Here is a 13,337-nt window from a genome sequence, read left to right on the forward strand (position 1 = left end):
AGGAACATTTGTTCTTGTTGGTTGTCTTTTGAGGAGGTTCGATATGACACTGCTGACAGTAAGCGAGCAACTCTTTAAGGTTGAACCAGATTTATTTATAAAAGAGCATATTAGTCAATTATTAATTGAGCAATTCAACAAAAGCCATAAAACAGAAACTCCTCAAGGCTTGGTCGCTTTTTGCTTTTACTTTGATCATGCTTTTGTAATTGTTTCTACTAGTAAAGGGGAGATTTATTCTTATCAGCGAGTTCTTTACAATGATATGCTTCCTGACTCTTTTTTACAGTCTCTTTATTTGAGCTATTATAAAGTCCCTTTCCATTGGCAAAAATGGTTGACCGACTCACGTCTAGAATTGATTCGAAAGGAAATTGCTCAAGCGCTTAATTTTAATCGTTTAAAATTAAACGAAAACTCAAACACTGACCTGTTTAACTGGAAATGGAAAAGCCATAACATCACTTTACAGATGAATCATTCTTTTGTATTCAATGATATTAAAATTAATTAGGGCGTACTTTTATACCTAGGAAAGCCAGAGAGTGGAACAGTATCCAAAGTAAAAAAGCTTAGTATGTACAAGAAATTTTATTCTAACGTGTTTACAATATATGGAAGTGCACGATTTTGTTACAAAGTATTCAACAGTTGACGCTCTTAATATGAATACCAGATATGTAATCCTCTTCATCTAAACATTCTATACTTACTTTTATAGGTTACACTATCTTCTTTTGTCGAATACTCCCTTAGAGCTATTATTTCAATCAAATGATAGACACTGAGTCCAGATACTACTTATCCTCTCCAAACCTCATCAAAGGCTATACCTAACATAGTCATATTCTTTATATGCAAATGGATCGAGTGTAATTTTGCCAATAAAGGCGCAATAAAGGATTCTTTGCTCCGTAGCATCCTTAAAAGCTAGTAACACTTTACACTCCACATACCTTTTTAAATAAAATATGTCCCCGCACTCAACCCTAATGCTATTTTTTGAATGCAGAAACATATTCAAGTCGCTCTTAAACCCTCGTACATCAATGCTTCTTATCTCGATATATTACTACCACGCACTCCACGTGCACCGTATGCGGAAACATATCTACAGGCTGCACTTCCACTGTTCTATACCCGCCATCCTCCAGTATCCTTAAATCCCGCGCCAGTGTGCTTGGATTGCAGGATACGTACACCACGCGCTCTGGCTTCATCTCCAGAATGGTGTCGAGCAGGCGTGGATCGCAGCCCTTGCGGGGTGGATCGACGACGATAACGTCGGCGGTGATCCCTTGCTCTTTCCATGCAGGAATGACGTTCTCGGACGCGCCTACCTCAAATTTCACATTGCGCATTTCGTTCAACAGCGCATTGCTCCGTGCATCGTCGATGGCTTCTTTGACGATCTCCACCCCATACACCTGATCCGCATGCTGAGCGAGGAACAAAGAAATCGTGCCAATGCCGCAATACGCATCAATTACCGTTTCTTTGCCCGTGAGTCCAGCATATTCGACGGTTTTGCTATACAGCACTTCTGTTTGTACGGGATTCACCTGATAAAAGGATCTTGGGGAAATCGCAAACTGGACGTTTCCAATGTAGTCGTAGATCACGTCACGACCCCACAGTACACGAGTCTCGTCGCCAAAAATAACGTTCGTTCGCTTCGTGTTCACGTTCTGGCATATGCTTGCCACGTGTGGGATATGCTCACGGATACTACCGATCCACGCATCAGCGTGCGGAATATCTCGCCCATTCGTGACGAGTACCAGCATCATTTCACCCGTGCGAAAAGCGGTCTTTACAACGACATGGCGTAGCAGCCCGCGTCCGGTTTCTTCATTATATGCACTGATGCCCAGCATTCGGCCAATCTCTTTCACGCGCGCGACAACTTCGTCATTACGCTCATCCTGAATGAGACAGGTGTTCATATCCACAATTCGATGGCTGCCACGTGCGTAGAAACCGCCGACAAGCCCACCCTCGGTGACACCAATCGGCACCTGGGCTTTGTTACGGTATCGCCAAGGCTCACTCATACCGAGTGTAGGATGCACGACTACGCCTTGTACACGCGGCAAATCAACGGGCGTGCCGTCGTCACCAGCCACACTCAGCTTCCCGATACGCTCCAGCACGTCCACGACATGCTGGCGTTTCCAGCTGAGCTGCGCTTCGTAGCTCATATGCTGGATCTGGCATCCGCCACATTGATCGTAGATGGCGCAGGGAGCTGCAATCCGGTCAGGGCTAGCCTGCGCGATATCCAGCAGCTTGGCATAGCCATACTGCTTTTTCGTTTTCAGCACCTTTACCCGTACCTTTTCCCCCGGTAACGCACCTGGAACGAACAGCGTAAAACCCTCGACACGTCCTACACCCTCGCCATCGTGGTTCATACCGATGATGTCTATCACGACCTCATCGTTCTTTTGCACAGGCAGGTCTGCGCGCTCTATACTGGATCGGTTACGATTGGAAGCATCCTGACTCCGTCCACCGTTGGAAGAACGACGAGAATCTCGTCCGTTTTCCCTTCTTTTCCGATCCACATCTTTCACATTTCCATTTTTATTTTCATTTTTGATTTCGACTTGAAGCTGGCCCTTTCCAGTTCCAACTCGAGACTGTTCCGGTTCTCTCTCCCTTTTCGCCTGCATGGTCTTTTTGTGCTGCTTTCCTTGAACAGGAGTTGCTGTTGTTGCATTCCGGCGGCTTTTTCCACGTCCGCTACGGTTATTCGTCATGATTGTCACTTCTTTCTGATCTTCTTTTCATACCCATCATATTTCGTTAAATACACACAATACCAACGTTATCCAAGCATACAAACATCAACTCGAAAATGCCGTTACTCCCCCACGGAGAACGGCAAGGACCGATATGTTCACAAAAAAACAACTACCTACTCTGCATCCCGTATACTACATTGCGATACCGCCCGGAAACAAAATCTTTTTCTCATCATTCCTCACCGGAAAACGTTCAAATGATGCGGCAAATTCCTGAAAGTCGCTGGCAAGGTGCCCCCCAGTTCGCCATCCAGATTAAGCTGCACGTAGCCGGGTGAGGTTACTTCCATGTAATCTGTTTTGAAATAAACAATCTTCTTGTCCTGCAAATGCTCACCACGCAGCGCGAGTGTTACCAATCGGATCATTTCCGCCAGATTGCATTTCCGCACAGCGATGACGTCGAGCAGCCCATCATCTATTGTCGCCCCGGGAGCAAGCTTTTCAAACCCGCCCACCGAATTCGTATTCGCAATCAGGAAAAGCATAAACTCGTCGTGTATCACTTCCTGACCCGATGCCTTGATGATCAACTCCTGTGGAGCAAGGCTGACCATCTTCTCCATACCTTTAAAATAATAGGCCAATTGGCCAATCATCGTTTTTAACTTGCTCGGAACTTCATACGTAAGCTCGGTTAAAGTCCCCCCGCCTGCAATGTTGATAAAGTAGCGGTCATTGGCTTTTCCGATATCCAGCGGCTTCGGATTTTGGCGAATAACCAGGTCGCAATAATCCTCCCACTGCTTGGGGATGCCCAGTGCTCTGGCAAAATCATTCGTCGTCCCCAGAGGAAACACACCCAGGGGCGGGCGGTTTTCCCTTTCAGCCATCCCGTTAATGACCTCATACAATGTACCGTCGCCACCAGCGGCGATAATCATATCATACCCACGCTCAACGGCCTCTATTGCGGCACGCGTTGCGTCCCCTTCACCCGTAGTTGCATGGCAAGAGGCTTCAATACCACCTTCATCCAGGCGCTGCAAAACATCCGCAAGACGACGCTTCATTTCCTCACGCCCAGAGGTCGGATTATAGATTAATCTAGCTCTTTTCATTCCGTTACGCCACCCGTATATTTAATGATATTTATATTCACATTGCAGTTCATCACATTCAGTCTGTACAAAATATCATCATACTGGAAAAAGACTTCTTTTACAATAAAAGGAGCCATTTATTATCCAAATAAGGGAATTTAAGGTTAGAGTAACGCTATAGCCGAATCAGACTACCTATTGCTTGACCTTGCTTGCTTCTGCATGCTTTGCAGTAGTTCACGAATTTGCCTGTCCATCCAGCTTGTGAGTAAAGGATGCGGCAATAAAGGAACTCCTGAATAACGGTATTCAAGCCCCTGTAAGCGTTTAGGAATCATATGACTTGTAAAATATCCCGAACTCAAAAATAGCGGTGCCACAATAACATCATGACCCCGCTCCTGATTCCAATACGCTGCCTTGTCGTGCACACTCTCGGGATTTAGCAAAGCGTGGTCCGTGATGATACCACTCACGCTTTGCACCGTATGGGCCAACGAAGAAATTCCCCGCTCCCAGCGCTGAAGAAAGCCATTGTGCACACTGCCGTGTCCCACGAGTAAAATGACCTCTCGCGCAGGATTGACCGACAGCGGGCGAACCTTGTCCCACACCATGTGGGCAACATCTTCTCCGTCATCCAACGGGCTGCCAAAATGCACTTGCGCCTTCATTCGAAACGGCTCCAAATCTGTTTCTTTGTCCGGCGCATCTTTGACTCCCAGCGCATAGCTAATCTCATCTACATGCGTACTGCCGGACGATACAAACAAAGGGAGTACCAGTAAATCTGTTACCCCCAAGGCTTCCAGACGATCAATACCATTTTGAATCAATCTTCCTTTAACCGTTTCCAAAAATGAAACCTCTATCGGCATTTCTTCCGGCAAATGAAGCTTCGCAACTGCCTGATCCACCTGTTCCACCCAATATGGCTCCCTAGAGCCATGGCTGATTACCAGTATCCCAGGGCTCCGCATTAGCGTCCCAGACGTTCCAGAGTCATTTTGTACCCGTCATTACCATAGTTCAGACAACGTTTAACACGTGAAATCGTGGCTGTACTGGCCCCCGTCTCTGCTTCAATCTGATTATATGTGCTGCCTTTGCCTAGCATACGGGCAACCTCTAGACGTTGGGAGAGGGATTGAATTTCATTAATCGTGCACAGATCATCAAAAAATACATAGCACTCTTCCAAATTTTTAAGAGTTAAAATAGCTTCGAACAATTGATCAATACTTTTATCATTAAGCTTTTTGAGCTGCATGGATTATCATCTCCCAAGGTTACAATCTCTCCTCATTGTACTCGAGAAATAGTCGGTTTTTCAAGCATTAACGGTTTCACGCATTACAGAACAACATTACATGACCATAGAAACATACCGTACGAATGCCCAAATCCGCTTTTATACCTGATTTCGGGACACGCGCCTAAACCCACTGTGCGTTTGTAACATACAGTAGAGTATCAACCTGCAAAGGAATGTGATCTCATGCCTGGACACTACTATCATCGGAGGCCGCTACAGCGTTCCCTTTCCGATCCGTATAGTTCATCTCCTTATCCCGGACTCGATCCATACAGCGAGGTTCCGCAAGCCGGTTCTTCCGGGCTGGTTCCTTACGAGGCGCCAGCGAGTATTACGGATTCTGCCGTGGTCACACCAGACCCGGTTCCAGCCAAAGGAGGACTGCTTGGGGGTCTTGGCAACCTCGGTAATCTCAACGAAATCAAAGGCTTCATTGACCGTATGGGCGGCATTGATGGAATTGTTGCTACTTTCGGCAAGGTGCAAAAGGTCATGTCCAGTGTGCAGCAATTTGCTCCAATGGCGAAGCTGATTATGGGCGCGATCCCGGCATTCGGTAAATCCACGAGCAAAAATTCTGCAACAGATATCGCCGAGGAATTGGATGAATACACACCACCACGCCCACGCCGGAAAAAGACACAGCGCAAAAGCACCACTACCCCGCGCAGACGTCCGCGCAAGCGCAAAAGAAAGTAGGCTATCTTATTTGAACCAGCCTCGGCGCATAAACCAGATCACCATCGCAACACTCAACAAAAACATGAAAAACAGTACGCCAAAGTATCCATATTTCCAGCCCAACTCGGGCATATTCGAAAAATTCATACCATAGATTCCTGCAATCAGCGTCAAGGGCATAAAAACGGTCGTAATCACGGTCAGCGTCTTCATAATTGAATTCATACGATTGGAATTGAGCGATATATAACTGTCTCTCAGGTCGGCTGTCATCTCGCGGTCGGCCTCCAGCATGTCCGTCAGCTTCAACAAATGATCATATATATCGGTAAAATAAGCCATATGATCCCCTTGACCCTGCACGTGCTGCGAATTCAAAACTCGGTACATCAGATCACGCATCGGTACAATAGTACGGCGCAGCTTGAGCAGCCTACCACGCAGGGCAAATACCTGCTTCATTAATTCCTCTACCGATTCGTGTTCGCCCAAGCCCTCCAGCTCGGCCAATTCATCCTCAATCATGAACAGGCTCGGAAAATAGTTATCTACCAACTTGTCCATCACCGTGTAGGCTGCAGCCAACGGTCCGCGCGACCATATTTTGCGTTCATTCGCATGCTGGACAATCCGCTCCCAGGCTTGATCCAGCTCCTCCAGTTCATGATGGTGATATGTAACCAAAAAACGGCTGCTAATAAACATGTCCACTTCTTCCGCATCTAATGTATCTACATTAAGTGCATGCACGACCAGAAACTGTACATCTTCGTAATAATCCAATTTAGGGCGTTGCAGAACATGCATGCAATCCTCCACAGCCAGCGGGTGAAAATGAAAATAACTCGTCAGCAGTTCCGACTCGCGATCTGTAGGCTCGTTAAAATCTGCCCATATCCATATGTAATCCTCCATGACAATCTGCTCCAATGGTTTTCCCACTGTTACCTGATGATCATGACCTATAGCCAATGTACGTATCACCGTACGTCCCCCTCGCTTACACTGCCAGCTTTTATGTTATTTATATTCTATATAAGCTATTCAGCATTATACAAATCTCAAGTTCTATATTCCATATGCTTTAATAAAGAAAAGGATATCTCCGGGCCAACATGCTTCCCCAAGATATCCTTATAAAATAACCAATTCATTATAAATTAAATCTTTTTCACAAACCCTGTGCTGGTCGCTTCATACCCTAATCGGCGATAAAAATGATGCGCATCCTGTCGCTCACTCCGATTACCGCTGTTCAAAGCTATGGCAACCAAACCCTTCTCTTTTGCCCAAGCTTCCGCTTCCTCATTTAACGCCTTGCCGATGCCTTTATTACGATGTTTTGAATCCATCACAAAAACGACGATACGCGCGTAATCTTCATTTCTTTCATAAAAGATATCGGAATGTAATCCAACCATCCCAACAACTTCCCCTTAATCTTCAGCCACCAGGGTATGATAGTTAGGATCAGAAGCGATACGATCATATCTCTGCTTCATTTCTTCTACAGATGTAGGATAACCAAGCTCCTCCATCAAATAAGCCAATGCTGGAATATCCTCTTGCCTTGAAGCCCTGATCTTCAAATTACCCACTCCCTCTTAAGGATGTACCAAGGTAATGAATGTCTTCCCGAACGCCGTTCAGGATCATATAGCTAAGCACACAATCACCAGTCACGCATTAACCGAATGCACTCACTCTCAGCCTACCATCGGCGCAGCAAGCACCGCGCTGCATCTCGCCCTCTTCCCCCTGCACCCACTCATTCAAAAATGAGGCAGGCTCTTTGCACGAAAAGGGCAATCAGCGAGTAGTAGCGCAGCGGTCCATTTGAATCTGTAGAAGCGGCAGCGTTCGCCTTTGCAGTTGATTAACACCTAATAAAGTCTTATACAGTCCAAAAATTCAGGGGCAACAGCGATCGAAAGATCAAATGGGACGCGGAGCGTATCACAACGAGATTTCTGCCTACACCCACAAACCCTGCCTCACTTTTAATCCTCTTACAATACTTTCTCTAAGAAACTAATGGTCCGCTCGTTTTTCGGATTACCAAACACCTCTTGTGGCGTTCCTTCTTCTACGATGTAACCACCGTCCATAAACACGACACGGTCGCTTACTTCGCGTGCAAAACCCATCTCATGCGTTACGATCATCATCGTCATGCCTTCGCGAGCCAGATCATTCATTACACCCAGCACTTCTCCAACCATTTCAGGATCAAGCGCCGAGGTCGGCTCGTCGAACAGCATAATGTCCGGGTTCATTGCCAGCGCGCGTGCAATCGCCACACGCTGCTTCTGACCGCCGGAAAGCTGTCCTGGCAGTGCATCTGCCTTATCGGCCAAACCTACACGATCCAGCAGCTTCATAGCCGTTTCCCGGGCCTCTGCCTTGGACTGTTTACCCAGCTCAGTCGGCGCGAACATAATGTTTTTGAGCACCGTCATATGCGGAAACAGATTGAAATGTTGAAATACCATACCTATATTTTCACGGACTTTGTTAATGTCCACGTTCTTGTCACTCAAGTTGTAGTCGTCGACAATGACCTCGCCTGCGGTAATTTCTTCAAGCATGTTCATACAACGCAAAAATGTGCTTTTCCCCGAACCAGAGGGGCCAATGACACATACAACTTCGCCTTCACGTACTTGCATGTCGATGCCCTTTAGCACTTGGTTACTACCATAGCTTTTTTTCAGGTCTTTAACGATAATTTTACCCACGGCGAACTCTCCCTTCAAGACGGTTGGAAATTTTGGTCAGGACTGTAATGACGATAAGATACATCACCGCAACGACCAGCCAAATATCAAAGGATTGGAATGTCCGCGCAATAATGATCTTACCCGATTGGGTCAATTCGACCAGACCGATAACAGACAAAATGGAAGTATCCTTCAACGTAATAACCAACTGATTGATAAACGACGGGATCATGATTTTCACAGCTTGTGGCAAAATGATTTTAAGCATAGCCGTCCGGTATGGTAGACCAAGTGAACGAGCTGCTTCCATTTGTCCCGGATCAATGGACTGAATACCACCACGGATAATTTCGGTCACATAAGCACCCGCGTTTAGGGATAACGTCAATACGGCCGCGACAAAAAGCGGCATTTTGAAATCCAGTGCCTGTGGAATACCAAAGTAAATAAAGAAAGCAAGCACGATCAGCGGAATACCGCGGAATATATCGACGAAAACAGTTGCAATACCACGCAACACCTTGTTATGGCTTACCTTCATAAAGCCAAACACCAGCCCCAGGAAAAAGGCTACGAGCAAAGATACAAGTGTGTACAGCAACGTATTCCCCATTCCTTTGATCAACGAAGGCAGCGAAGCAGAAATCAGTTCCCAGCGGCTTTGCACCACAGGTGCCACACCTTTGCCGGATTCGCCAAGATATTTGGCCAAAATTTTATCATATTCCCCGCTGTTGCGCAGATTAACGAGCCCTGCATTAAATTTCTCCAGCAACTCCTGGTTTTTGCCTTGGTTGACAGCAAATCCGTATGAAGCACCTTTTTCCTTATCCGTTACCAGCTTAAGGCCGTTATTCTGGTTTACTCCATACGCCAGTACCGGATAGTCATCAAAGCAGGCAACCGAATTACCTGTTTTAACTTCATCATACATTTGCGAAGAGTCGTCGAACGGTACTGTAGTAAAACCGTATTTGGCCTTAATGGATTCCGCGAACGTGTAACCTTCCGTTCCTGTTTTGACAGCGACACGTTGTCCTTTCAAGTCCTCATAGCGTTTAATCGTATCATTATCCTTGCGGACCGCCATGACGACACCTGAATCAAAATAGGGCTCGGAAAAATCAAATTTTTGCTTACGTTCATCGGTAATACTCATCCCGGCAATGACACCATCCACTTGATTCGTTTCAAGGGCCTGCACTGCCGCGTTAAAGCCAAGAGGCTTAATGGTATATTCAAAATTTTGATCCTTGGCAATAGCCGCCAGCAGATCCATGTCGATTCCGACGAATTTACCATTTACATCTTCAAACTCAAAAGGCGCGAACGTTGTATCCGTGCCGATATCATACTTTGTTTTATTTTCTGCATGTGCCACTACACCGAAATTACCAGCCAGGGCAACCACAAAAAACAAACAAATCATGAGTGCTATTAGTTTTCTAGATTTTTGCATAAGTTCCTCCAGTCAGTTGAACGGTTCAAAGTTTTCTGTTTATTTTACAGGAGTTATTAAAAATTGACTACTTTGATGTCAGCTATTTTTGAAAAATGTTTCATGGAACTATCTGGAGGTGTAAACTTTGAAGAAGCCGTTTTGCCCCAGAATGCCAATAAGCCCCTGCCGCAAAAAGCGGACGGAAGCTTATTGTGTATCCTTTAGTGTGTGCCTTTTTTTCAAGAAATAATAATGAACTAGAAAAGAATTTTGAAAATCAATCCAGCTAACAGTGCAGAAATAGGTATCGTTATAACCCAAGTAATAATAATACGACCAGCCAGCGACCAACGCACAGCGGAGAAGCGCTTCGCAGAGCCCACACCCAAAATAGCCGAAGTAATGGCATGAGTGGTACTTACGGGTAAATGAAGCAATGTGGCTGTGAAAATAACAGAAGCTCCCGAAATGTCGGCTGCGAATCCGTTAATTGGCTCGATTTTAAAAATCTTGGTTCCCATCGTCTTGATGATTTTCCAGCCCCCAATAGACGTACCCAGCGCCATGGCTGTTGCGGCTGAAATTTTCACCCACATGGGTACTTCCAAATGGTCCTGATACCCCGCCGAAACGAGAGCAAATGTGATAATCCCCATCGCCTTCTGAGCATCATTCGTACCATGCGTGAACGACTGAATCGCTGCCGTAATGACCTGCATTGTACGAAACCCTTTGTTCACCGTATGCGGACTACGACGAGCGAAGATGTATTTTAAAATCATCATCACGATGTAACCGACAACAAAAGCAATCAACGGGGAGAAAATAAGTCCCTCGACAATCCCGATAAAGCCACTCCAGTTTAATTTATCCGATCCCGCACCTACATACACCGCTCCGGCCAACGCACCAATCAATGCATGAGAAGAGGATGAAGGAATACCGAACCACCAGGTTAAGAGGTTCCAGATAATCGCAGCGATCAGCGTCGCAATCACGATATCAATTCCATTCGTAAGCTTGGTTGGATCAGCGACACTTCCACCAATGGTCTTGGCAACCCCTGTAAATAATATTGCCCCGAGAAAGTTCATGACGGCAGCCATAATAATTGCACGTCGTGGGGTCAATGCACGGGTCGATACCGAAGTTGCAATAGCGTTCGCCGTATCATGAAAACCATTAATAAAATCAAATGCCAGAGCAAGAAAAATAACAATACCCAATACCAGTAAACTTGTATCCATGTAAAAGGGCTCCCTTACGAGTTACGCATAATGATGGATTCCAGCATATTTGCAACATCCTCGCATGAATCCGTTGTCGTTTCAAGGCGTTCGTACAATTCTTTGCGTTTAATCAGTTCAATAGGGTCAGTTACAGTTGCAAACAGGTTTTTGATGCAAATACGCAATAATTCGTCCCCCTGATTTTCCAAATCATTCAGGCGAATAGTGTATTCACGAATGGCCAGCAATTTTTTCTGTGAAAGCAAATGTACAGCCTTCTGAATTTCGTAAGCTGATTGACGCAAAATATCAGCGAACTGCACAATATACTCGTCCGGCTCCGTAATGTTGTACATATAAAAACGGGAAGCCGTCGCTTCAAGACCGTCCAGCACATCATCCATGGTTGTTGTCAGTTCCATGATGTCGTCGCGTTCCAACGGCGTAATGAAGGTTTTGTTCAGCTCAGTAATAATCGTGTGTGTGTAATCATCACACTTATTTTCATACTTCTTCATCTCATTTGTAAACAAAGTCACATCTTGAAGATTTGAAGTATGTTGGGCAAAATAATCGGCTGCTTGCACGATCGTATCTGCCATATTTTCCAACGTCTCGAAGAATATATCCTTTTTCTTCAATCTCATAACGATTACCCCTTTACGAAAATATCCGCAACCTGTTTCGACTGCAATAGACAACCTTTGCTATCTTATCACACTCATCAATGTTTTTGTATGTTTGTAAAAGCAAAATTCATGATATACGTATACAGTGCCCGACATGGAAGGTCATTATCCGACAATTTTTTCCTAAAAAGGTGTATTCCTTTTCTATTTTGCTTCTATGGTCACATGTTCCTTTAGTGAAGTATCTGCAGGCACCACATGTATATAGGATGTACCTGGCGTTAACGGGATTTCAACTCCATTTTTCATAAAACGAATCGCATCGCCGGGTGTATGCTGCCACTCAGCCTGTATTAACTGTCCTTGTTGAAACACCATGGCCTCTCCGCTACCGTCCAGCTCAACACTTAATCTGCCTACATCATCCAACGTTCGATGCCTAGTGCTCATCACAATGACATTGGCCGCTGAGAGCTGTTGGTTATTATTTTGATCCACATGTGACTTTTCGTTCACAAAACGCTTATACTGTTGATCCCCTGGATCGTAGGTGTAAGATACGCGATAGCTTTTGAGCAAAAACCGGATTTGCAAAGATGCTGCACTCTCATCTACCATAACTGGAGTTTCGCCGGATTTAAGGTAAGGATATACTGGAACTTCCGTCTGCTTGACATACCCTTTACTATCGCTTCCTTTGCGCAGCCTACTCACATCTGTGTACAAATTATGTGGAGGACGGCGATCTTTGCTTCGCCAGAAGTAAGCTCCCCCATTTGAAATCTCATCCAGATGTTCTTTCCGCTGCTGCTGTAAAATCGCATAGGCATCTGTGCTTCCCCCTGCGTGTATCGGCAGCGCACCATAGGTTTCGCCCAGCTCAATCAAATACGGCCGAATGCTACGGACCGGACCGATCTTTACATCTCCGCCGTGACTTTGGAAAAAAGCGACGAGACGAGTAATCCCGCCTTCTGCAAGAACCTCATATACCATGTCTGCCTGGCTAAGTCCTGCCTGTGGACGCGCAGCCGGAGCATTGTTAATCATGACAGCGAGCGGTCGCTCCAAAACTGGCTGCTCCACAGGAAGACCGGTAAGCGGAGCTGTAAATGCCGGAATAGACTGCTCCTTCGGCGCTTCAAGTGCCTCTTTCTCTGTTTCTTGCTTGGTCAGTTGGGGAACGGATTCAGATTCACCCGTATTGGACATAGCAGAACAAGACATCAGCGTCATGCATAACAGAGCTGAGGCCATCACACGCAACCAATGATTTCGTTGGGAAATGGGCCCGGACAAGTTCATCCCTCCACTTAGTTATTTTTCTCATTATAAGCTTTATTTCCTGTTTTTGTCTTGATTGAAGCGTGACCACTCTATAGAATACTTATCTAAAGACATTAAAATTTAAAAAATATTCAGACTTTGTGATTTTTATCACAAATAACTGTAACTGAACCTACTACAATAAA

14 protein-coding genes and 1 pseudogene are annotated in these 13,337 nt (G+C 45.5%); 3 read left to right on the forward strand and 12 right to left on the reverse strand.

Annotated elements, in window-relative coordinates:
• Positions 1 to 43: 43 nt before the first annotated feature.
• The gene (locus AC6EJC_RS19220) at positions 44 to 514 is read left to right on the forward strand and encodes a hypothetical protein (protein ID WP_444955339.1); all 471 of its coding nucleotides are present in this window, start codon (positions 44 to 46) and stop codon (positions 512 to 514) included.
• A gap of 532 nt (positions 515 to 1,046) precedes the next feature.
• Here AC6EJC_RS19220 and rlmD read toward each other — a convergent pair.
• From rlmD to AC6EJC_RS19240, 4 genes are all read right to left on the reverse strand, one after another.
• Positions 1,047 to 2,762, reverse strand: coding sequence for a 23S rRNA (uracil(1939)-C(5))-methyltransferase RlmD (rlmD, locus tag AC6EJC_RS19225; protein WP_444955340.1), 1,716 nt, complete (start codon positions 2,760 to 2,762; stop codon positions 1,047 to 1,049).
• A 224-nt stretch (positions 2,763 to 2,986) separates the two neighbouring features.
• Entirely contained in the window at positions 2,987 to 3,868 is an 882-nt protein-coding gene (locus AC6EJC_RS19230) for a diacylglycerol kinase (RefSeq protein ID WP_444955341.1), read from the reverse strand.
• A 173-nt stretch (positions 3,869 to 4,041) separates the two neighbouring features.
• On the reverse strand, positions 4,042 to 4,830 hold the full coding sequence (locus AC6EJC_RS19235) for a sirohydrochlorin chelatase (protein ID WP_444955342.1): 789 nt from the start codon (positions 4,828 to 4,830) through the stop codon (positions 4,042 to 4,044).
• Positions 4,830 to 5,120 carry a YerC/YecD family TrpR-related protein gene (locus tag AC6EJC_RS19240; protein ID WP_007428885.1) on the reverse strand — a complete coding sequence of 97 codons (291 nt, stop codon included), beginning with the start codon at positions 5,118 to 5,120 and terminating at the stop codon, positions 4,830 to 4,832. The genes AC6EJC_RS19235 and AC6EJC_RS19240 overlap by 1 nt, the downstream gene beginning before the upstream one ends.
• 228 nt (positions 5,121 to 5,348) lie before the next feature.
• Here AC6EJC_RS19240 and AC6EJC_RS19245 point away from each other — a divergent pair, with 228 nt between their 5' ends.
• The gene (locus AC6EJC_RS19245) at positions 5,349 to 5,864 is read left to right on the forward strand and encodes a tyrosine protein kinase (protein WP_444955343.1); all 516 of its coding nucleotides are present in this window, start codon (positions 5,349 to 5,351) and stop codon (positions 5,862 to 5,864) included.
• Between the two features lie 6 nt (positions 5,865 to 5,870).
• Here AC6EJC_RS19245 and corA read toward each other — a convergent pair whose 3' ends face one another.
• The 5 genes and pseudogenes from corA to AC6EJC_RS19270 all read right to left on the reverse strand — a co-directional run bounded on the left by corA (position 5,871) and on the right by AC6EJC_RS19270 (position 10,025).
• Positions 5,871 to 6,830, reverse strand: a complete 960-nt coding sequence (corA, locus tag AC6EJC_RS19250; protein WP_444955344.1) for a magnesium/cobalt transporter CorA — start codon at positions 6,828 to 6,830, stop codon at positions 5,871 to 5,873.
• Between the two features lie 176 nt (positions 6,831 to 7,006).
• Positions 7,007 to 7,270: pseudogene (locus AC6EJC_RS19255) on the reverse strand (GNAT family N-acetyltransferase); the annotation flags it as partial.
• Positions 7,271 to 7,282: 12 nt separating this feature from the next.
• A complete protein-coding gene (locus AC6EJC_RS19260; protein WP_444955345.1) occupies positions 7,283 to 7,435 on the reverse strand; it encodes a GNAT family N-acetyltransferase in 153 nt (50 codons plus the stop codon).
• 420 nt (positions 7,436 to 7,855) lie between these two features.
• On the reverse strand, positions 7,856 to 8,584 hold the full coding sequence (locus AC6EJC_RS19265; RefSeq protein ID WP_039272400.1) for an amino acid ABC transporter ATP-binding protein: 729 nt from the start codon (positions 8,582 to 8,584) through the stop codon (positions 7,856 to 7,858).
• A complete protein-coding gene (locus AC6EJC_RS19270) occupies positions 8,577 to 10,025 on the reverse strand; it encodes an amino acid ABC transporter substrate-binding protein/permease (protein WP_444955346.1) in 1,449 nt (482 codons plus the stop codon). The genes AC6EJC_RS19265 and AC6EJC_RS19270 overlap by 8 nt, the downstream gene beginning before the upstream one ends.
• A gap of 63 nt (positions 10,026 to 10,088) precedes the next feature.
• Between AC6EJC_RS19270 and AC6EJC_RS19275 the strand changes: the two genes are divergently transcribed.
• Positions 10,089 to 10,232: a hypothetical protein gene (locus AC6EJC_RS19275; RefSeq protein WP_341162233.1), complete on the forward strand. Its 144-nt coding sequence runs from the start codon at positions 10,089 to 10,091 to the stop codon at positions 10,230 to 10,232.
• 32 nt (positions 10,233 to 10,264) lie between these two features.
• Here the strand turns inward: AC6EJC_RS19275 and AC6EJC_RS19280 are convergent, their stop codons facing one another.
• The 3 genes from AC6EJC_RS19280 to AC6EJC_RS19290 all read right to left on the reverse strand — a co-directional run bounded on the left by AC6EJC_RS19280 (position 10,265) and on the right by AC6EJC_RS19290 (position 13,164).
• Complete coding sequence (locus AC6EJC_RS19280) at positions 10,265 to 11,254, reverse strand: inorganic phosphate transporter (RefSeq protein WP_444955347.1); 990 nt, start codon at positions 11,252 to 11,254, stop codon at positions 10,265 to 10,267.
• Positions 11,255 to 11,268: 14 nt separating this feature from the next.
• Entirely contained in the window at positions 11,269 to 11,883 is a 615-nt protein-coding gene (locus AC6EJC_RS19285) for a DUF47 domain-containing protein (RefSeq protein WP_007428879.1), read from the reverse strand.
• 186 nt (positions 11,884 to 12,069) lie between these two features.
• Positions 12,070 to 13,164, reverse strand: a complete 1,095-nt coding sequence (locus AC6EJC_RS19290; protein WP_444955348.1) for a DUF3048 domain-containing protein — start codon at positions 13,162 to 13,164, stop codon at positions 12,070 to 12,072.
• Between the last annotated feature and the right edge of the window lie 173 nt (positions 13,165 to 13,337).

Source organism: Paenibacillus sp. TY11 (assembly GCF_059772165.1).

Excerpts from the sequence above, each read along its gene's own strand:
- AC6EJC_RS19270 (WP_444955346.1), bottom strand. The coding sequence starts at position 10,025 with ATGCAAAAATCTAGAAAACTAATAGCACTCATGATTTGTTTGTTTTTT.
- AC6EJC_RS19280 (WP_444955347.1), bottom strand. The coding sequence starts at position 11,254 with ATGGATACAAGTTTACTGGTATTGGGTATTGTTATTTTTCTTGCTCTG.
- rlmD (WP_444955340.1), bottom strand. The coding sequence starts at position 2,762 with ATGACGAATAACCGTAGCGGACGTGGAAAAAGCCGCCGGAATGCAACA.
- AC6EJC_RS19285 (WP_007428879.1), bottom strand. The coding sequence starts at position 11,883 with ATGAGATTGAAGAAAAAGGATATATTCTTCGAGACGTTGGAAAATATG.
- AC6EJC_RS19245 (WP_444955343.1), top strand. The coding sequence starts at position 5,349 with ATGCCTGGACACTACTATCATCGGAGGCCGCTACAGCGTTCCCTTTCC.
- AC6EJC_RS19235 (WP_444955342.1), bottom strand. The coding sequence starts at position 4,830 with ATGCGGAGCCCTGGGATACTGGTAATCAGCCATGGCTCTAGGGAGCCA.
- AC6EJC_RS19220 (WP_444955339.1), top strand. The coding sequence starts at position 44 with ATGACACTGCTGACAGTAAGCGAGCAACTCTTTAAGGTTGAACCAGAT.
- AC6EJC_RS19230 (WP_444955341.1), bottom strand. The coding sequence starts at position 3,868 with ATGAAAAGAGCTAGATTAATCTATAATCCGACCTCTGGGCGTGAGGAA.
- AC6EJC_RS19240 (WP_007428885.1), bottom strand. The coding sequence starts at position 5,120 with ATGCAGCTCAAAAAGCTTAATGATAAAAGTATTGATCAATTGTTCGAA.